This is a genomic window from Syntrophomonas sp. DTU019 (assembly GCA_913757435.1).
Lineage (GTDB): Bacteria > Bacillota > Syntrophomonadia > Syntrophomonadales > Syntrophomonadaceae > DTU019.
The window spans coordinates 258,767-277,583 of record CAJYDM010000001.1; the positions used below are offsets into that span (position 1 = coordinate 258,767).

Below are 18,817 nucleotides of genomic sequence, written 5' to 3' on the forward strand. Positions count from 1 at the left end.
CCCAAAGACAATTGAGTTAACAATGACTATAACTCATGGCACATCAACAGTCAATCTAATTTATCTCTTAGCAGTCCCTTAATAACCATCAGTAAGGAGGGAGGATCAATGTCCTGGTTCTATCCCATAATGTCTACACCATTTTTATCTGCTCTTCTAGTCCCTTTGTTATATAAGAGATTTAACTCTCGCATTCACACAGGCTGGTTCATCCTTCTGGTTCCGTTAACGATTTTTTGCCATCTTCTGTCTTATGTACGTATGATTGCTTTTAGAAAGACCTTCAATCTGACCCTTCCCTGGATTCCCTCCTATGGTATTAACTTAACTGTCAATATCGACGGACTATCCTTTATCTTTGGCCTAATCATCGCAGGGATGGGCTTTTTGGTCGTATTGTATTCCATCTATTATATGTCCAGGCATAAGGAAGCTCTGGACAATTTCTATATCTATCTGCTCTTATTTATGGGATCCATGCTGGGCCTGGTTTTTGTTGATAATATATTGGTTTTATACCTTTTCTGGGAGCTGACCAGCATTTCTTCTTTTTTATTGATAGCCTTTTGGTTTGAACGGCAGAATTCAAGAGCTGCTGCCGGGAAGTCACTGCTGATTACAATTTTCGGGGGATTATCGATGCTGGCCGGTTTCCTCCTGCTTCATATCATTACAGATACCTATAGCATTGGCGCAATGATGAGCCAGGCCGAGATGATCCGGTCCCATTCCTTATTTATTCCGGCCATGATCCTGATTCTGATTGGGGCCTTTACAAAATCAGCTCAATTCCCTTTCAGCATCTGGCTGCCAGCTGCTATGGAAGCACCTACTCCGGTAAGTGCTTACCTACATTCGGCCACCATGGTTAAAGCAGGAATCTATTTGGTGGCTCGCTTCACTATCATTTTTGGCGGCACTTCGGAATGGTTCTGGCTTGTATCTGGTGCCGGTCTGATCACACTGTTATATGGCTCCATCAGCGCAGTAAAACAGACCGATTTAAAAACCCTATTGGCTTACTCCACCATCAGCCAATTGGGGCTGATTATGACCTTATTGGGGTTGGGATCTGCGGCCTTGTATTTTGACTCCATACAGGAAGGAGCCATATATGCTATAGCCACCTTTGCCGCCATTTTTCACATGTTGAACCATTCTACATTCAAAGGTTGTTTGTTTATGGTGGTGGGCATTATAGACTATGAACTCGGGACTCGAGATATTAAGAGATTAGGGGGCTTGTTCCACTTAATGCCCATTTCTTTTCTACTGACCCTGGCCGGAAGCCTGGCAATGGCAGGCTTCCCCCCTTTTAATGGATTTTTAAGCAAGGAGTTATTTTTTGCAGCACTGTTAAACGCAGCCCAAATGCCCATTTTTAATATGCCCTATTGGGGTACTATATTGGCATTTCTGGCCTGGTTTGCGAGTGTGTTAACTTTTGTTTATTGCCTGACCATCCTGCTCAAGACCTTTATGGGCAGAGCAAGAGGTCATAAATTGAAAAAGAAACCCCGTGAAGCTTCGATGGGCATGTTGATTTCCCCGTTTATACTGGCAGCTCTGGTCATAGGGATCTTTTTCTACCACCAGGTTTTTTCCCAATATTTGCTTATTCCTGCTGGGGAGGCGGTTCTGCCCACATTGTCCGGCTCTATGCATATTGAAGTCAAGGCCTGGCATGGTTTTAGTACCGAATTATTAATGACCCTGGGAGTAATAGCGGCTGGAATATTGTTGTACATAACAATGAGCCAATGGTTGCGGATCTATAATTACTATCCGATGGGTTTGACCTTGAATAGTCTATATGAATTGTTTATGGAAAAGCTGGAAGGGGGTTCTCTGGCCATAACCAAAGGCTTTATGACCGGCTCGGTAAGGCATTATCTGCTTTATATACTGACATTTATTATCCTGGTTATGGGAGCCGCTATGCTGCTATTGAAAGGCATATCATTTGACTCATCCCAGGATGCAGTGGTCAGCTTTTATGAACTGGCCTTGCTGTTGGGAATGATCGCTACTGCCGTAACCGTTCTGTTGGCCGGGGCAAGGCTGACGGCAGTCATTGCTGTAGGGGCTTTGGGGTTTCTGGTGGTTTTCTTTTTTGTCCTCTTTCGAGCACCTGATTTGGCCCTTACTCAGTTGGTGGTGGAAACTGTAACCACGGTATTATTCTTGCTGTGTTTTTACCATTTGCCGCAACTGCGTAAGGAGAGCATTCCCATAGGCTCTAAGGCAGTAAATGCTGTAGTCTCGGTAGGGGTCGGTATGATTATGGCCGTTGTGGCTCTTTCGGCCAATGGCCTGCGATCATTTGCACCAATTTCCAGCTATTATGAAAACGCTTATGTGCTGGCTGGAGCCAAAAATATTGTAAATGCCATCCTGGTTGATTTTCGGGGATTTGACACCATGCTTGAAATCCTGGTGCTTACCCTGGCCGGGCTAGGGGTATATACACTGATAAAACTTCGCTGGGCAGGGGGGAAAGAGGATGAAGCGGCCTAATGATGTCATTCTGCGAACCGTTACCAAAGTAGCGGTGGTGATTATACTCACCTTTTCTATCCATCTCTTTATTTCCGGACATCATTATCCCGGGGGAGGGTTTATTGGAGGGCTGGCTTTTACGGCAGCTATTACTCTACTCTTCCTGGTTTATGGCATTGACACCATCAGGAAGAATATCTCTGTGGATTTTAAAGCTGTGGCTGCAATTGGGGTGTTGATATCTGTTCTTACCGGGGTGGGAGGAATGATGGCCGGGAAACCCTTTTTGAACCAAACCAGCGGGCCTGTGGATCTACCGCTTTTGGGGGACACAATGCTGGCCACTGCGGTTTTATTCGATGTAGGAGTTGCCCTAGCTGTCATAGGAACAGCTTTGACAATTATTATGAGCATAGGTGATGATCATTAAATGGAGACCTTAATGTCAATAGTGGTGGGGATTTTATTCGCCATTGGGACTTATTTGATCTTATCGAAAACGTTGTTGCGGATTATCTTAGGGACATCGATTATTGGCCACGGGGTAAATCTGCTGATTTTAACCATGGGCGGATTAAAAAAAGGCGGTCCACCTATAATCGGTTTAAATACGCAGTATTTTACCGATCCTCTGCCACAGGCCCTGATATTAACCGCGATTGTTATCAATTTTGCCACCACGGCACTTCTTCTGGTATTGAGTTATCGTGCCTATGCAGTAGTCGGAACCGATAACGTCGAACAATTAAGAGGGCTTGAGGATGAATAACTTAATCATAGGCCCCATTATTATTCCTATTATTATTGGACTGGTCTTGGTGGTTTGCAGAAACAGCCTTGGCCTGCATAGGTTCTTAAGCCTGCTCGCCACAGTCCTAATTGGGTTGGCAGCAGTTTTATTACTGGAGCAGATCAGAACCGGAGGGATGCAAATCCTCAATTTAGGCGGATGGGAAGCACCGTTGGGCATTACCCTGGTTGCAGACATGTTTGCCGTTCTGCTGGTTTTGGTAACAGCCCTGATAGCTTTCTGTTGCTTGTGGTATGCTTGTTCATCTATTGGGATGGGGAGAGAAAGACACTACTTTTATCCCCTATGTTTGTTCCTGATTGCCGGGGTAAATGGCTCTTTTTTGACCGGTGATATTTTTAACCTGTTTGTATGTTTCGAAGTCATGCTGGTAGCCTCTTATGTATTGATTTCCCTGGGGGGAACCAAGATCCAGCTAAGAGAGTCTATTAAATATGTTTTGATCAATATGATCTCTTCTTTTCTATTCCTGGTAGCGTTGGCTTACTTATATGCCATCACCGGAACCCTAAACCTGGCTCACCTGTCTATTCGGGTTGCGCAATCAGGACAAGGCGGTTTGATGACCGTGGTGGCCTTGTTGTTTCTAACCGTTTTCAGTTTAAAAGCGGCCTTGTTTCTTTTCTATTGGCTGCCTGGCTCTTACAGTGCCCCTCCTACCGCAATAGCAGCCATATTTGCCGCCTTACTGACCAAGGTAGGAGTCTATGCCATTGTCCGCCTGTTTTCCTTGGTTTTTTATCATGACCTTGGAGCAACGCATCTCTTCATCGGGGCTTTGGCTGCAGCATCCATGGTGTTGGGGGCCATGGGTGCTGTGGCCTATGATGATATAAAGAAGATCATCACCTATAATGTGGTGATATCAATTGGATTCATTTTAGCTGGTTTTGCTTCTTTTTCATTGGTGGGCATGAGGGGAATGGTCTATTATTTGCTTCATGATATGATTGTAAAGGCTTTACTCTTTCTTTCGGGGGGCACGGTAATACATCTGACCGGTACGGCCAAAATCAGGGAGGTGAGCGGCTTGATCCGCCTGCATCCCCAATTGGGCTGGATGTTCTTTATTGCCGCCCTGTCGGTGTCGGGTATACCCCCATTAAGCGGCTTTATCGGCAAGGTCTTCATCACCACCGGGGTTTTTCAAAGCGCATACTATTGGCTGGGCGGAATCGGTCTGTTTACTAGTCTCATGGTGCTGTATTCGGTTATGAAGATATTTATGAATGTATTTTGGGGACATACCAATCTTACCGAAGAGACGGAAAAGGGAACAACTCAAGGATTGCTGCCGCCAATTGTCGTCTTGACAGCTTTAACCATAGCTCTTGGCTTAGGAGCAGAAGGCATTCACGAGTATGTGGATTTGGCCGTAGAAGGGTTGCTGAATCCGAACCTCTATACAGATGCAGTTTTGGCCCAAAATGGAAAGTAAGGGAAAGAAGGTGACTTACCAATTTCTCTGCAAGTATTAATAAATATATTAATCGGCGTTTTATGGATGTTTTTTCAGGACAATTGGAGTGTTTTGAGTTTCACCAGCGGTTATTTGATCGGCTTATTGATTTTATTCGGTTTGCAACGCTTTATCAGCAGTAAGTATTATCTGTTTACTCTACTGGATGTGTTAAAGCTATTCTTGCTCTTTATTGCTGAACTATTTACGTCCAGTATGGTGGTTATAGGTAAGATTTTACAGCCCAAGATCAACATCAAACCTGGAATACTGTCTTTGGATACCAGTTTACAAGGGGATGTGGAGGTGACCTTACTGGCCTTACTGCTTACTTTAACCCCGGGTTCGGTGGTAATAGAGATTTCCCCTGACAATAAGGTTTTATACGTTCATGCCATGGATATTCCCGAACTGAGTGATGGTGTTCGCCGGTCACAAATCAGATTCGAAAGAGCGATTAAGAAGGTGACCAGGCCATGATACCGTGGATATTGTTTTTTTCCTTAAGTTTTTTGACATTCTCCATATTGGCAACAATTTACCGGTTGATAAAGGGGCCCACCGCTTCTGAGCGGGTTATGGCATTGGATGCCTTGGGAATTTATCTGATTTCAGGGGTAGCGATATTTTCCATTTTGCTTAAAAGCAGGGCATTTTTTGAAATAATACTCCTGATTGGCATTCTTTCTTTCGTTGGTACTATCGCTTTGGCAAGATTTCTTGAGAGGGGTGCTGTCTTTGAGCGAAACCAATCTGATTGAATTGGGTATTGCGATCATTGTGTTGGTTGGGACAATATTCGGCTTTATCAGTTCCATTGGCTTCATCCGCTTGCCGGATATTTACAACCGCGCCCATGCCCTTTCGAAAAGTTCTACTTTAAGTGTGCTATTTGTTCTTCTGGGGACTTTCCTTTTTTTTGTAATGGTAGAGGGATATTTTAGTATTAAATTGTTTTTGGGGATTTTCTTTGTCTTTCTAACCGCTCCTGTGTCTAGCCATGTTATCTGCCGGTCTGCATATCGTTGTCATGTAGAACTGGCCCCAGAAAGCGTGCAAGATGATTTAGAAGCGTTAATAGAAGAGTATACCTGTAAGTCATAAGGCAATACCAACATGCTGACAAAAAACATATTCCTTTAGGCCAGGGGGGAGTAGCCCAAAGGAATATGTTGTGTAGGGTAATCATTTGTCCATTAAAAGCCCTATAATCCCAGGTAGGCCTTTTTAATGTGAGGGTTGTTGAGTAGTTCAGTTGAAGGACCATCCATTGTAATAAAGCCGTTCTCCAGCACATATCCCCGTTTGCTTAGGCCAAGCGCTTTCTTGACATTTTGTTCCACCAAGAGAACTGTAATATTTTGCTCACTTATTTTCCTGATGGTCTCAAATACGGTTCCTGCCAGCAGGGGAGATAATCCCATGGACGGCTCATCCAGCATCAAGAGACGTGGCATTGCCATCAAGGCTCTTCCTATGGCTACCATTTGCTGTTCGCCTCCACTCATGGTGCGGCCGATCTGATCCTTACGTTCTGCCAGCCGGGGCAGCAGTTCAAAAACATATTCCAGGTTCTCTTTGACCTTGCTGCGAGAGCGGGGCAAGGAAGCCCCGATCAGGAGGTTTTCATAAACTGTCATCAGTGGGAACAGCCTCCTGCCCTCTGGAACCTGAACAATACCCAATGCAGTGATCTTATGAGGTGGAAGATGGTCGATTCTATAACCATCAAGCCATATTTCACCGTTATTAGGAGTGATTATCCCGGAGATAGTATTGAGGAGGGTGGTCTTGCCTGCACCATTGGCACCGACTATGCTTATTACTTCCCCTTCTTCAATGTTTAAGGAAATATCTTTTAGAACCGTTACATCACCATAACCGGAATTTAATTGTTTTATGCTAATCATTGTCATATTCATCACCCAAATATGCTTTAATTACCTCAGGATTGCTGGTAACCTCCTGAGGGCTTCCCTCGGCTATCTTCCTGCCGTAATCCAAGACCACAATACGGCTGCAAATTGCCATGGTGGCCTGTAAAACATGTTCGATCATCATTATGGTGATCCCATCTTCATTGATAGATTTGATTAGTTTAATCGCCTCTTCGAGTTCTGTAGGATTTAGTCCTGCCAAAACCTCATCTAGAAGCAGCAATTGGGGATTGGTCGCCAGGGCTTTGGCCATCTCCAGTCTTTTTCGTTCTGGAATGGTTAGGTTGTGTGCCAAAACGTTTTTCTTGGCTTGTAATCCCACCTTTTCCATAATATTGGAAGCAATCTGTCTAGCCCCCCGAGGGCTGGAGGTTTTAGCAAAGGCGCCAACCATAATATTCTGCTCTACGGTCATGTTGCCGAAAGGTTTAACCACCTGGAAGGTTCGCCCTATTCCTTTGTGGCATACCTGATAGGGCTTCAGGCCAGTAATATCCTCACTATTGAATAAGACTTTCCCAGAAGTCGGTTGATAAACCCCGACAATGAGGTTAAAAGCGGTAGTCTTACCAGCTCCGTTGGGGCCGATCAAACCGAGGGCTTCGCCTTCCTCAAGATGCATATTGAGATGATTAACTGCTGTGAGGCCGCCAAATTTGATGGTTAAATCTTTAAGCTCCAGAATCTTTGACACCGCTTACACCTCCTTCTACGGTTTTAGGGCCAGAAAAGCGCTGCACTATCTGTCCCAGCAGGGCCACTATTCCCCTGGGCTGATACATGATAACCAGCAAAACGATTACTCCATAAATGAATAGATGCAAGCCCATCAATTGACCGCCGAGATAAAACCGTATTACCTCACTTATTAGTGAAAGCAAAATCCCGCCAATGACTGGACCTAATATGGTGCCTGAACCGCCTACAATACTCAGGAACACCATCTGCGTTGACATGCTGCCGCCGGCAATGGCGTTTGGTTCCAGATAGCGGATCAATACAGCATAGAACACCCCGCCTAATGCAGTCATAAAGGCGCTGATCATAGCGGCAATCAATTTGTTGTTGCGCACGTTGATTCCCATGGCTGCTGCCGCGTCCTCATCTTCTTTCAGAGCGATCAGACAGTAACCCAGCTTGGAGGTTTTTATCCAGTACGATACGGCAATGACCAAAAACAACATGAACAGAATTAAATAATAATAGGGAATTTTAGAGCTAAACTGCAAGGCTGCCGCTGAATCACCCACCATTTTCACGATCAGCCCTTCAGCGCCGCCAACCGAGAATGGCCCCAGTTCATGAGTGCTGTTAATAATAACCACGATTCCTTCGGAAATGGCTACCGTGGCAAGAGCGTAATAAGCGCCGCGCAGGCCGAAAGTTGGAAACCCGATCAGCACACTGATTAATACCGCGGCCGCCCCGCCGACGAATAAACCTAACCAGGGTGAAATACCGAAAGTATTAAACAGCATCATAGTCACATAAGCGCCGGTGGCGGTGTATATCCCGTGTCCCAATGACAACTGCCCGGCAAAACCGCCAATAATGTTCCAACTTGAAGCCAGATATGCCCACAACAGACACATGATAATAACATGGAGAAAATACGGCCTGGTAACCATCATCGGAACCAGAAGCAGGATTACCACCAGACCAATTAATAATAATAATTTTTTATCGAACTTCACCATCTCACCTACCAATCATAACGGGAGCCAAACATTCCTGAGGGCTTGACAAAAAGCACCATGAGGAAGACGGCGTATACCAGAACCACAGTCAGAGTGGCAGTCATATACTGGGCTCCGATGGACTCGATCAAACCAATTAAAATGCCGCCTAGAATGGCACCCGGTACACTTCCCAATCCGCCTAGAACTACCACGATAAAAGCTTTGGTCATAAAAACCTGTCCTACCGAGGGATGCACATAATAGAAGGGAATTAAGGCTACAGCAGCAACCGCCAGCAATGCCGTCCCCAGTCCGAAGGCAATGGCAAACGTATTGGGTACATTTATGCCCATCAAGGCGGCTGCATTGCGGTCCTGGCCGGTAGCCCGGATATTGCGGCCAGTTTGAGTTCTTTGCAAAAATAGCCAAAATACCCCGGCGACAACTAAAGCGATAATCAATCCATAAAAACGTGCCGCACTTACCGTGACCGCCCCCAGAGCGATGGTTTGCTCAGAAAAGCTAGTTTTGGCCATAACATAATCGGCACCAAAAATCATCAAGGCTAAATTTTCCAAAACTATAGCCAGTGCTGCGGTCAAGAGCAATACACTAACCGGTTCGCGCACATTCTTTTCTGAATCAAGCACAGGCCTGACTAGAAAACGTTGACACAGGTAACCCACTACAAACATGATTGGCCCAACAATAAGGATCAGGATTAAAGGGTTTAGTCCGGTTAGTTTCCACAACCAGTATGAAATCATCATGGACAACATCAACAAAGCGCCCTGGGCAAAATTAATAATTTTCATGATACCAAATATCAGGGTCAGGCCCAGTGCAATAAGGCCATATATAGCTCCCATACTAAGACCGTTGGCGACAACTGACATAAATCCCACTTAGGTTTACACCCCTTTCCAATCGGGAGGAGGGGGGAGATTGACCAGGGTGCGGTTAATCTCCCGCCCATCTCAGGGTAGAATTACTTGCCTGCACCCGGGTATGGCCATACTATATGGGAGCCAACTCGAGCCTCTTCTTGCGGCCAAACAGTAATACGTTCCATTTTGCCATCGACCTTCTGATACTGGCAAATTACTATGGGGGCATTTATCATTTGACCGGTTTCGTCAAATTTAGTTTGGGCCGCATACATCTGGGTCACGCCTTGGTTAATATCCGTCGCTGCCAGAGCTTCCCGAATCTTTTCGGGTTCAGCGGAAGCGGCTCTTTCCAAAGCATCTGCTATTATATACATGCCTACATAGGCTTTTACCGCCTCAGCATTCATGGCATAGCCATATTTTTCTTTGAACTTATTATTAACATCTTGGGATGAGGGACGGTTGACATCGGGTTCCCAGGTTGAAATATCGAAATAGTACTCACTGGCATTACCGGCCAGGTCGTAGTAGGTAGGATCGGCAAAACCGCCGCTGGTGCCGATAAATGCCAAGGGTTTAACCTGGTGTTCAGCAAAAGTCTTGGTTAAAAGGGCTGCGTCAGATACATAAGAAACCATCATTATGATATCAGGTTTGAGCTGTTTAGCTTTCAGCACTACCGGTGTAAGGTCTGAAGAGTTGGTCGGATACGGTTCTTTCATAACGATTTCCAGACCAGCTTCAGGCAGGTATTTTTCCCAGGCCTTGACTGCACCCTGGCCCCAGGCAGTATTTTCATATATCAGGCCAACGGTTTTTACTGGTGTGCCGTATGTTTTCGCCATCTCGGTAATGAATTTGGTCTGGTCACGATTACGCCAACTAGTCTTTTCGGCAAGACGGAAGACATATTTAAAGCCGCGTTCTGTGATTTTATCTTCAGAAGGTACATCAACAAAATAAGGAACCTTATACCGCTCGGCAACCTCAGTGGATGGCATGGCAACTCCGCTCTGATAACATCCGGTTAAGAGTGCTACCTGCTCCATGGTGATTAAACGTTCGGCTTCAGATACGCCTGTAGCCGGATCGCCTTTGCTGTCCGCATAGATCATTTTAATCTGGGCACCGCCAATTGACTTGATACCGCCGGCGGCATTAATTTCTTCAATCGCCATATCGCGTGCCTGCTGGCCGATTTTTCCCAGAGGGGCGGCTGAACCGGATAATGGCAGTATCGTACCTATCTTAATTTCTTTAGCTTTATCAGCGCTATTGCCTCCGCCGCCGCAGCCTGCAACCAGAGAAATCAACATAACCATTGTTACCAACAAACCGATAAACCTGGTACCTCTTTTTTTCATCTGAAAGCCTCCTTAATAACTAAAGGATTCATACTGTGGTTAGAACTTGACCATAACAACATTGTGCTTTTGTGCAAATCACCTGCCTTATTAGACAAGCAGAGGGGCCTACCGGCGGACAACAGCATTAATCCATGGCATTTTACCCATCCACTCATTTTTTGGAAGGGACTATGAATCATCTACCAATACTTGTGTCGATTACAATTTGTTACCCTTCACATACATTCACAGTATTAATGCAAGCAATATGCCATTAAACACTTACGGGTTTCTTACGCAATATTTGTGATTATAATAACAATTATCTAACTACATTGACCCATTTTTGGTTCATATAAATCATGTTTTAACCGACTTTATTCCCATAATTACGGATTTATAGGCGAGTGATTCATTTTGTGTTCACCATTTGAGTTTTGAACCGTTTTTGGGTCAGTTATTAATTTAAACGGATTTTTATGGCTTTTCTGTATTTTGTAAACCAAATAAGGTTTGTCTAAATAAATGATTTGCCGCACATCTTCAGGGTACGAAAATCACCTAATCCTCTAGGAATCGGCCATAAACCCGTTATCTTTTTATCAAAATTGAAGTAATTTAAGTTATACTCACCAGCTAGCAATTGCATATTAACTGACAAACAATTAAAAAAGGCTGGTCATTTGACCAGCCTTTTGCAGAGCTATTTATTACTTGAATTCGAACCCCAATATATTATTGGGATCAACCAGTTTCAGAGCTCTCAGTTCTTCTTCGGTAGGTGGATCCATTACCGGTACGTTTGTCTCATCTATTTGCCACCCGGTGTTTTCTTTGACCTCTTCGAGTGTGGTGTACGGGAAAATAGTGTGAACCTTCAAATATTTCTCACCTGCTGGCTTCTTGAAGATGCACAGGGTGGTTATTACCGTGAACTCCTTGTTCACATCCGGTGAGGTGGTGGCGAATTCAACATGTTCCACAAATGTGCGTTTATCATGCTGTGGCTTCCAGATGATGGTCTTCTTAGTCACCGGAGTCAGGGTAGCGCTTCCGGCCCCTCCCGGTCCTCTCAGTTTGGGGTTGTCGTAGGTTCCACCCAGATAAGACATGGCGATACGCCCGCTTTTATCCATCTGTAAGCAGGATAGGAAGGCGATGTCACCTTTGCCGGAGGAATAAAGGTCAAAGATTTCATCCAAACCGAATGTGGCTACTGAACCCTCATAGGTGTTAGCGGTCAAGGTTGATGCTACCGTGGGCGGTTTGAGATAGTCATGGTCTACTCCATCGGACAAGGTGAGATAGGTGAAGGTTTTACCCATGGCCTTGGCGGCTTTCATGGCCACCATGGGGGTTGAGGAAGCCAGGCCGTGAAATACGATATCACCATCGGATATTGCTCTCATGATGGCAACAGCCATCATTTCAGGTTTTCCATATTCCATTGCTTAAAGCCTCCCTTCCAGCATCGAATCAGCATATTGCGGGACTTGACCCTCTTTTACAGCCTTCTGGTAGGCCTTGTGTTTAGGCCATTCCACAGCCTGGTATTCGGGGTAGCATATACCCGGCTTGGCCCCTCCAGGCAGTTCCACTACTGCTTCTACCAGGAAGTGAGGAACCGCTGTCAATTTAGGTTCTTCTTTCATACGGTAAGTTCCCACAATGCGCTCAGTGGTGACAATGGTCTTCTTAGCCGCTCTGGCCATCAGCGCATCTTGATAACTGGGGCCGAGTATGCGGCAGTTGCCATAAATATCGGCTTCCTGAACGTGGATGATAGCATAATCAGGCACCAAGGCCTTGACGCATACCACTTCAGTGCCATCGAAGGGGCTCTTGACGACCTGGAAGAATTCAGGACGTTTGGCCACCAGATCACTTCCCCACATACCACCTACTGGAAGGAATGGAACACCATAAGCTCCCGCACGGAGAGCGTGAATCATGGCCGTTCAAGAGCCTTCAATGGCCTTGGCTTTGGGATTATCACCTTCCATAGACTTGCGCATTCCAGGGGCTAATCCAGCTTCGTTTTCCAGTCCAAAAAACCCGAAGTATGCTGTGTCAGCCTGAAAGCTAGCGAATAGAATGTCCGAAGCCAGACCCGGGGCAGCTCCACAAACCTTAAGTTCTTTAACAGGTTTCTTGGTCAAAGCCAAGGAAAATATGGATGGCGTACGGTGCATACCGTTGCCGCCTATGGCTAGTAACATACCATCCTTAATCAGATCAGCGGCCTGACTAAGTGACATAGTTTTGTCATACAATTGATTTCCCTCCTTAGAAATAGATTTTTAACGATTAGCTAGGCTTTCTGGGGTCTTTTCTGCGTAAACATAACCGCCACAGCCACAACCAGAGCGATCAGGCAGAACATAAAAGCTGATCTGAATCCTGAAGAAGCTATGATCTTGTTTACTACCGGTGCCTTCGCAATGATTATGGAAGTAATCTGTTGGAAGGTTGCCCCGCCAACAAAAACGAAAGTGTTTAAGAACCCTGTTGCGGTACCTTGTACTGCAGGTTCAACATTTTCTTTAAGGTTGCCATACATTACCACAAACCAGCCGTTAAAGAAACCATAAAGGAACATCAACACGCTGATGGTGCCTTTGGAAAGAGAATCGACCATAAATACCATGGGAAGCCACACCAGAATGGAACAAATCAGCCCCAAAACTACGACCTTCCACTTGGATTTGAGCACCTTGTCAGCGATTATGCCTGATAAGGGGCATCCAAAAACCATTCCCAAGGCCACCAGGCTTATAATGCTGCCTGCTTCGGATTTAGTCAGACCATAGACATTGATCAACCAGGGGCTGGCCCACAAGCCCTGGAAGGCCATAATGGTGCCATACCAGATGAAGAAAGCAATAATTATGGTCCATACATTCCAACTTGAGGCAGACATTCCGATAGCCTGGCCGATTGAATAGGTAGAAGATGCCTTCGGCTCCGGGCGTCCTTCAATCTGCGCCGGGGTGGCTCCGCCCACTTCACCAGGCTTATTGCGAATAATCAGATAGGCCAAGACCGCGACCGCTATGGAAACCACACCTACTGAAGTCATGGAGGCTCTCCAGCCGATCCCTGCCATCAGCGCCACTAAAGGGGCTGCAGCGGCCAGTGCGCCCACATTGCCCACTGCCAGGAGAATGCCGGAGTAAGTAGCAAACTCGGTGGATTTAAACCAGTCTGCCAAAAATCGCATTGCCGGAACATAGACAAAGCCTACGCCGAAACCTACCAGAAAACGCCCTGCCAGCGCCATGTTGAAAGATCCAGCAGCGGCGAACAAAAGCGCACCTGCACCAGCCACTGCCATAAATATCGCCAAGGTACCCCTGATGCCAATACGGTCAGCCAGGATGCCGGCCGGCAGCTGGCCTAGAGCGTAGGCCCAGAAGTACATGGAGCCAAACAGTCCCAGGCTGGAGGCACCGATATTAAAAGCGGTGGTTAATTCCGGAGCCATAACGGAAGGCGACACCCGGTGGAAATAAACAAAGAAGTAGGCGAGGGCTATCACCAGGAATATAACATAGCGATAGGACATGGTTTTCTGGACTGCTTGGGGTGAGAGATTGCTGTTATCCATTCAAGGTCTCCTCTCTGATTTATTTCCCAGCCTTTCCGGGGGTGAGGCAGATAGCGCCGCCCCCCGTATGGCCCGGGATGCAACTTATTTCTTGCGCAGTGAACCGGTTTCGTCCACAGCCCTCAAATTTTCCAGCTCTTTTTCAGTTGGTTCAGGGATCATCTTGACATTTGGTGATACTTTCAGGTCCCAGCCGGTGTTTTCGATAATCTCTTCAACTGAGGAGAATACGAAATAGCTGTCCAGATAGAACTCTTTGGTTACCGGATCGGGTCGCAATATTCCCAGATTGGTTACGATTGCACTGGGTCCGCCTCCCGGAAAACCGTACTTTTTCCTGTCATCACCGCCGTTGATATAGCCCGGGGAAGAAATGTAGTCAACCTTTTCAGCAAAGCGTTTCTTTTCGTGTGCTGCCATAATGATATACTTTTTGGCTCCGACCGCGATCTCATTGGCTCCGCCGCTGCCATTCAAACGGACTTTGGGCAGAGTGTATTTACCTACTTTCCATGGCTGAGTCCCTTCTGTCCATATCCCCGTAGTATTAACGTTGCCGAATTTGTCTATTTGAGCCGCTCCTATAACGGCATTGTCAACTCTTCCGGAGGCAACCAGCATACCCAAGGCATCAATGGCATTAGTAAAACTGGTGGCATTAGCTGAAATGCGGTTGTCTTCAATACCCCAGGGCAAGCCGCCGACCGGGGTCGATCCATAAACACCGCCTTCGGTAAAGGCTATCATGTTGGGAGCGTGGTTTCTCTGTGCAAAGAAACCAGCCAGCATGGAGAGACCCACTCCGAATATTGCCAATTCTCCGTCACTAAATTCACGTCCGGTGGCAATAGCCATCATTTCATTTTTTGAATAATCCATGTTATTACCTCCCTCCCATCAATTCCTTGATTTCAGCGTCACTCTTGATCCATTTGCGATAAGGATCCACCAGGAAATTGGTGGCGGACTTGCATAGCTGATCAACCTTTTCTTTACCAATAACATCCAGGAATTCTTCGGGAGTGCTGTAGGATTTGACATATTTGTCGATGTATTCGACGGTGCCTTCCTCGGTCTTGAGAAGCTTGTTCATATAGAACATATGCTCTTCGTCGCTGTCATAGACACCTGTGGAACAAGCCGGCCAAACGCCCATAGGCCAATAAACCACAGCGTCAACGACCAGATCGGGGATGCGAACCAGGTTGGGGAATTGCCGCATGCAGTCGGTATCCACGATATAATCGGCCTGGATTACGACCTTTTTGGCAGCGCGGGAAAGTTCGAAACGGCTCCATTCGGTGCCAAGCATAATGCAATTCCCGTAGATATCGGCCATGGTGACATGGATACAGGCGACCTCCGGATTCAGGGACTTCATAGCACCCATGGTGACTCCGGTAAAAGGATCTTTAATAGCGGGAATTTTCTTATCATTTGGATAGGTGTCAGGTTCATCTGCGGAAGCCCAGGCTTGGTCTGAACCCCAGCTTACAAAGGTAGGAACGAATGGCCATCCCATGGCGCCACCAAACAGGCGATTAGGTATACCACCGTTAGAATAGTCTTCAAGAATGGTTTTTCCACTTTCAACAGCTCTCTTTAGCCCATTGGCAAAGCCATAAACTTCAAGGCCGGAAAATCCGACTTCCATCCTGGCCACACCACCGGCTGCTGCTAATAGATTGGAACCTTGCGTATTGCAGTTAGAGATCAGGTTTACGTTCTTAACTCCCTGGCGGACCATTTCACGGAAAAAGGCAATACAGTCGGAGCCGACCGGCAATGCGCCACCGTGGGCAAAGGTCATACCGTCCCAGGTATATTGAGCAACTGCTTCCTGCATGGTGATCAACTTGTTTTTCAATATAATCCCTCCCTTTTCAGGCGGTCTTTTTGTTTTCTTTGTTCTCTACGTAAAGTACAATATAATGTGAGTTTGTTTTTGGCTGACTGTAACCCGCAGGCGGCCTTTTTTTCACCTCCAATTGTAAATTTATGAGGCAGCGCAGTCTTTCCCGCTGCCCCATAATACATTTCCCTGCAGGTTGGGTTGACCATACTGGGAAAATCTTATTCCTTAACCAATCCTTTACTTTTAAGTAAAGCTGTCGGAGAATTGAATAGTTTATTTATACCCAATTGACCCGGTTTATACCCAAAAGCCAGGCCCATCAATTGAGTAAAATAGATAATAGGCATTCTAAAGTCCAGACCCATGGCTTTTTGCCGCATATCCAGATTACCCTGACACATCGGGCAGGCCACTACAATAGCGTCTGCTCCGGCTTTCTTGGCAGATTTCAGTACCTGCCCGCCCAGATCCAATACGATGTCAGTGTCAGAGGCGGCATATCCCCCGCCGCAACACTCCGCTTTGTGTCCCCAGGTAACAGTTTCGGCCCCCAAGGCTTTCAACAGATTGTCTAATGATACCGGCTGTTCAGGATCATCGAATTGCACCACCTTCTGCGGACGGGTTATAAGACACCCATAGTACGCAGCCACACGCAATCCTCGCAACGGTTTGACCACCTGCTGCGCTATGGCTTCCAGTCCGGTTTCTTCCACAAGCAGCTGCAAAAGATGCTCTACCTCTGGTTTAACCGGGGCCGGAGACTGCAACATTTGTTCTACTTCGGCCTTCATGTGGGGATTATTGCGGATCTCATGCGAAGCCGTCTTGAGCCGGCTGAAACATCCGGCGCATACTGCCATCACCTTGTCCATTTTCATATCCTCCGCAATGCTGAGGTTTCGGGCTGAAAGGCCTACCGCCAGCGAGTGATCAACGGAGTGAGCAGCGGTGGCGCCACAGCAATTCCAATCCTCAATTTCCTGCAAATTAATATTCAGATGTTTGCATACCAGACGGGTGGACATATCATATTCTTTTGACATGGAATGCAGTGAACACCCCGGAAAATATGCTACATTCATTCTGCTACCCCCTTTTGGCCAGGCTTCGGTCTGAACAGCCTTTTGACTTTATCCATCCTTTTGACCCGGGCCGGAATCGGGTTGAGTTTTCCTTTGAAAAACATCTGCGGTCCCAGTTCAGCATTATTAAGATACTGTTTAGACTTAAGATTGTAATTTAAAATTAGATACAGTTCGGATACTCGCCCAATTTTCTGCACTTGATCCAGCATCAACTCATGGAACAGCTTCACATTTGGCCTGGTTGGAACTATACCCCGGTCAATAGCCCTTTCGCGCAAGTAATCTATAATGCGGGGAATGTCGATCCCCGAAGGGCAGCGATCCACGCACAACTGGCAGGCCACACAGCACCACAATGCGTCCATTTGCAGCAGTCTATCTTCATTGCCAACCTTGATCAACTGCACGATTTTACGCGGCGTATAATCAAATATATGGGTATTGGAGCATCCACCCGAACATTTGCCGCATTCCAGGCAGCGTTCGATTTCCACACCGCAATTTTGCAGTATCTCCTGGCTCAGGCTATTGCTCTGCTCATCCAGCTGCAGAGCCTTAAAATACTGGTTAACTGGTGAGGTTGTTGCATTCATCAGCACTTCCTCCTTAATCGGCCTGATTCAACACGGCCATAGCCTGCGCGGCTGCAGCCGCCCCCTGCTGCAGAGCCCCTAGAGTCTCCACCGCAAAGCCGCATGATCCGGCCAGAAATACGCGTTCTTGGACCTTCACTGCCTGGAATGGCTCGGGCTCTATAAACCCGTAAGCATCAGTTTCCAGTCCGAACATCTCGGCCATCTCGGTAGTCCCCCGGCTGGGGCGTATGGCTGCTGCCAGGACGATGTAATCGGCTCTAACTTCAATTGGGACCCCCATCAGGGTATCTTCGCAGCGTATCAACAAGCGGTCATCTTCCGGCAGAACCTTGGCCGGGCGCCCCCGCACATAACGGACGTGTTTATCTTCTATCACCGAACGCACAAACTCTTCATACTCTTTCCCGCTAGCCCGGTAGTCCATGTAGAACACATAGCTCTTGGCCTCCGGAAGCAGATCTTTGACCAGACCGGCCTGCTTGGCGGAATACATGCAGCAGATCTTGGAGCAATACGGATACCCTTTAGAACGGTCTCTTGAACCTACACATTTGAAAAAGGCCACCACCGGTGGTTTTTCCGGTTTCTTTCCTGCTGACCATTCCTTTAATACGGCTTCAAATTCCAGTGAATCGTAAACATTTGGGAAGGCCCCATGGCCGTATTCACCATATCCTGATAAATCCATCATCTCAAATCCGGTGGCAATAATTACTGCACCTACCTGAAGCTCTTCAACTGCTCCGTTAATATTTTTAATTTGTACCTGGTAACCATTTTCAGTCTTCTGGCAGCCGATGACGGTGCTTTCCAATAAAACCTTAACTGAAGCACTCTGCTCAAGGTCCTTTATCCGCGGCTCTACAAACTTGACCGGGTCCTCCCAACGAGGAAAACTGCTGGCCAACTGATTGAGGACTCCGCCCAGACGGTTGCTCTTTTCAACCAGCACCACAGGATACCCAGCCTGACCCAGCATGCGAGCCGCCTCGATCCCGGCTGCTCCCCCTCCAATTACCAGTGTTGTTTGCTCTTTATGAACTCCCATCA

21 protein-coding genes are annotated in these 18,817 nt (G+C 46.7%); 7 read left to right on the plus strand and 14 right to left on the minus strand.

Annotated features, from left to right (window positions below; genetic code table 11):
* The first annotated feature begins 129 nt into the window (after positions 1-129).
* The 7 genes from AC15IQ_RS01315 to mnhG are packed head-to-tail and all read left to right on the plus strand — an operon-like array spanning position 130 to position 5,873.
* On the plus strand, positions 130-2,517 hold the full coding sequence (locus AC15IQ_RS01315; protein ID WP_483177719.1) for a Na+/H+ antiporter subunit A: 2,388 nt from the start codon (positions 130-132) through the stop codon (positions 2,515-2,517).
* On the plus strand, positions 2,504-2,929 hold the full coding sequence (locus tag AC15IQ_RS01320; RefSeq protein ID WP_483176821.1) for a Na(+)/H(+) antiporter subunit B: 426 nt from the start codon (positions 2,504-2,506) through the stop codon (positions 2,927-2,929). Before AC15IQ_RS01315 ends, AC15IQ_RS01320 begins: the two co-directional genes overlap by 14 nt.
* Positions 2,930-2,941: 12 nt before the next feature.
* Positions 2,942-3,268 (plus strand): Na(+)/H(+) antiporter subunit C, encoded by a 327-nt coding sequence (locus AC15IQ_RS01325; RefSeq protein WP_483176822.1) that lies wholly within the window; start codon positions 2,942-2,944, stop codon positions 3,266-3,268.
* Positions 3,261-4,748, plus strand: coding sequence for a Na+/H+ antiporter subunit D (locus AC15IQ_RS01330; protein ID WP_483176823.1), 1,488 nt, complete (start codon positions 3,261-3,263; stop codon positions 4,746-4,748). Before AC15IQ_RS01325 ends, AC15IQ_RS01330 begins: the two co-directional genes overlap by 8 nt.
* A gap of 51 nt (positions 4,749-4,799) precedes the next feature.
* Positions 4,800-5,249, plus strand: a complete 450-nt coding sequence (locus AC15IQ_RS01335; protein ID WP_483177720.1) for a Na+/H+ antiporter subunit E — start codon at positions 4,800-4,802, stop codon at positions 5,247-5,249.
* A complete protein-coding gene (locus AC15IQ_RS01340; RefSeq protein ID WP_483176824.1) occupies positions 5,246-5,530 on the plus strand; it encodes a Na(+)/H(+) antiporter subunit F1 in 285 nt (94 codons plus the stop codon). The genes AC15IQ_RS01335 and AC15IQ_RS01340 overlap by 4 nt, the downstream gene beginning before the upstream one ends.
* Positions 5,508-5,873 carry a monovalent cation/H(+) antiporter subunit G gene (gene mnhG, locus AC15IQ_RS01345; RefSeq protein WP_483176826.1) on the plus strand — a complete coding sequence of 122 codons (366 nt, stop codon included), beginning with the start codon at positions 5,508-5,510 and terminating at the stop codon, positions 5,871-5,873. The genes AC15IQ_RS01340 and mnhG overlap by 23 nt, the downstream gene beginning before the upstream one ends.
* Positions 5,874-5,974: 101 nt before the next feature.
* Here the strand turns inward: mnhG and AC15IQ_RS01350 are convergent, their stop codons facing one another.
* From AC15IQ_RS01350 to AC15IQ_RS01415, 14 genes are all read right to left on the minus strand, one after another.
* Complete coding sequence (locus tag AC15IQ_RS01350; RefSeq protein WP_483176827.1) at positions 5,975-6,679, minus strand: ABC transporter ATP-binding protein; 705 nt, start codon at positions 6,677-6,679, stop codon at positions 5,975-5,977.
* Positions 6,672-7,400: an ABC transporter ATP-binding protein gene (locus AC15IQ_RS01355; protein WP_483176828.1), complete on the minus strand. Its 729-nt coding sequence runs from the start codon at positions 7,398-7,400 to the stop codon at positions 6,672-6,674. The genes AC15IQ_RS01350 and AC15IQ_RS01355 overlap by 8 nt, the downstream gene beginning before the upstream one ends.
* Complete coding sequence (locus AC15IQ_RS01360; RefSeq protein WP_483176830.1) at positions 7,378-8,403, minus strand: branched-chain amino acid ABC transporter permease; 1,026 nt, start codon at positions 8,401-8,403, stop codon at positions 7,378-7,380. The genes AC15IQ_RS01355 and AC15IQ_RS01360 overlap by 23 nt, the downstream gene beginning before the upstream one ends.
* Before the next feature lie 5 nt (positions 8,404-8,408).
* On the minus strand, positions 8,409-9,281 hold the full coding sequence (locus tag AC15IQ_RS01365; protein WP_483176831.1) for a branched-chain amino acid ABC transporter permease: 873 nt from the start codon (positions 9,279-9,281) through the stop codon (positions 8,409-8,411).
* Between the two features lie 92 nt (positions 9,282-9,373).
* Positions 9,374-10,639 (minus strand): ABC transporter substrate-binding protein, encoded by a 1,266-nt coding sequence (locus tag AC15IQ_RS01370; RefSeq protein WP_483176832.1) that lies wholly within the window; start codon positions 10,637-10,639, stop codon positions 9,374-9,376.
* A 692-nt stretch (positions 10,640-11,331) separates the two neighbouring features.
* Entirely contained in the window at positions 11,332-12,069 is a 738-nt protein-coding gene (locus AC15IQ_RS01375; protein WP_483176833.1) for a CoA-transferase, read from the minus strand.
* A 3-nt stretch (positions 12,070-12,072) separates the two neighbouring features.
* Positions 12,073-12,573 carry a CoA transferase subunit A gene (locus AC15IQ_RS01380; protein ID WP_483176834.1) on the minus strand — a complete coding sequence of 167 codons (501 nt, stop codon included), beginning with the start codon at positions 12,571-12,573 and terminating at the stop codon, positions 12,073-12,075.
* A gap of 6 nt (positions 12,574-12,579) precedes the next feature.
* Positions 12,580-12,894: a hypothetical protein gene (locus AC15IQ_RS01385; protein WP_483176835.1), complete on the minus strand. Its 315-nt coding sequence runs from the start codon at positions 12,892-12,894 to the stop codon at positions 12,580-12,582.
* Positions 12,895-12,932: 38 nt separating this feature from the next.
* Entirely contained in the window at positions 12,933-14,228 is a 1,296-nt protein-coding gene (locus AC15IQ_RS01390) for an MFS transporter (RefSeq protein WP_483176836.1), read from the minus strand.
* A gap of 84 nt (positions 14,229-14,312) precedes the next feature.
* Positions 14,313-15,107: a CoA-transferase subunit beta gene (locus tag AC15IQ_RS01395; RefSeq protein ID WP_483176837.1), complete on the minus strand. Its 795-nt coding sequence runs from the start codon at positions 15,105-15,107 to the stop codon at positions 14,313-14,315.
* A gap of 4 nt (positions 15,108-15,111) precedes the next feature.
* Positions 15,112-16,095: a CoA transferase subunit A gene (locus tag AC15IQ_RS01400; RefSeq protein ID WP_483176838.1), complete on the minus strand. Its 984-nt coding sequence runs from the start codon at positions 16,093-16,095 to the stop codon at positions 15,112-15,114.
* 206 nt (positions 16,096-16,301) lie between these two features.
* Positions 16,302-17,168: a CoB--CoM heterodisulfide reductase iron-sulfur subunit B family protein gene (locus AC15IQ_RS01405; RefSeq protein ID WP_483176839.1), complete on the minus strand. Its 867-nt coding sequence runs from the start codon at positions 17,166-17,168 to the stop codon at positions 16,302-16,304.
* Complete coding sequence (locus tag AC15IQ_RS01410) at positions 17,165-17,764, minus strand: 4Fe-4S dicluster domain-containing protein (protein WP_483176840.1); 600 nt, start codon at positions 17,762-17,764, stop codon at positions 17,165-17,167. The genes AC15IQ_RS01405 and AC15IQ_RS01410 overlap by 4 nt, the downstream gene beginning before the upstream one ends.
* Positions 17,765-17,777: 13 nt before the next feature.
* On the minus strand, positions 17,778-18,815 hold the full coding sequence (locus AC15IQ_RS01415; protein WP_483176841.1) for an FAD-dependent oxidoreductase: 1,038 nt from the start codon (positions 18,813-18,815) through the stop codon (positions 17,778-17,780).
* Between the last annotated feature and the right edge of the window lie 2 nt (positions 18,816-18,817).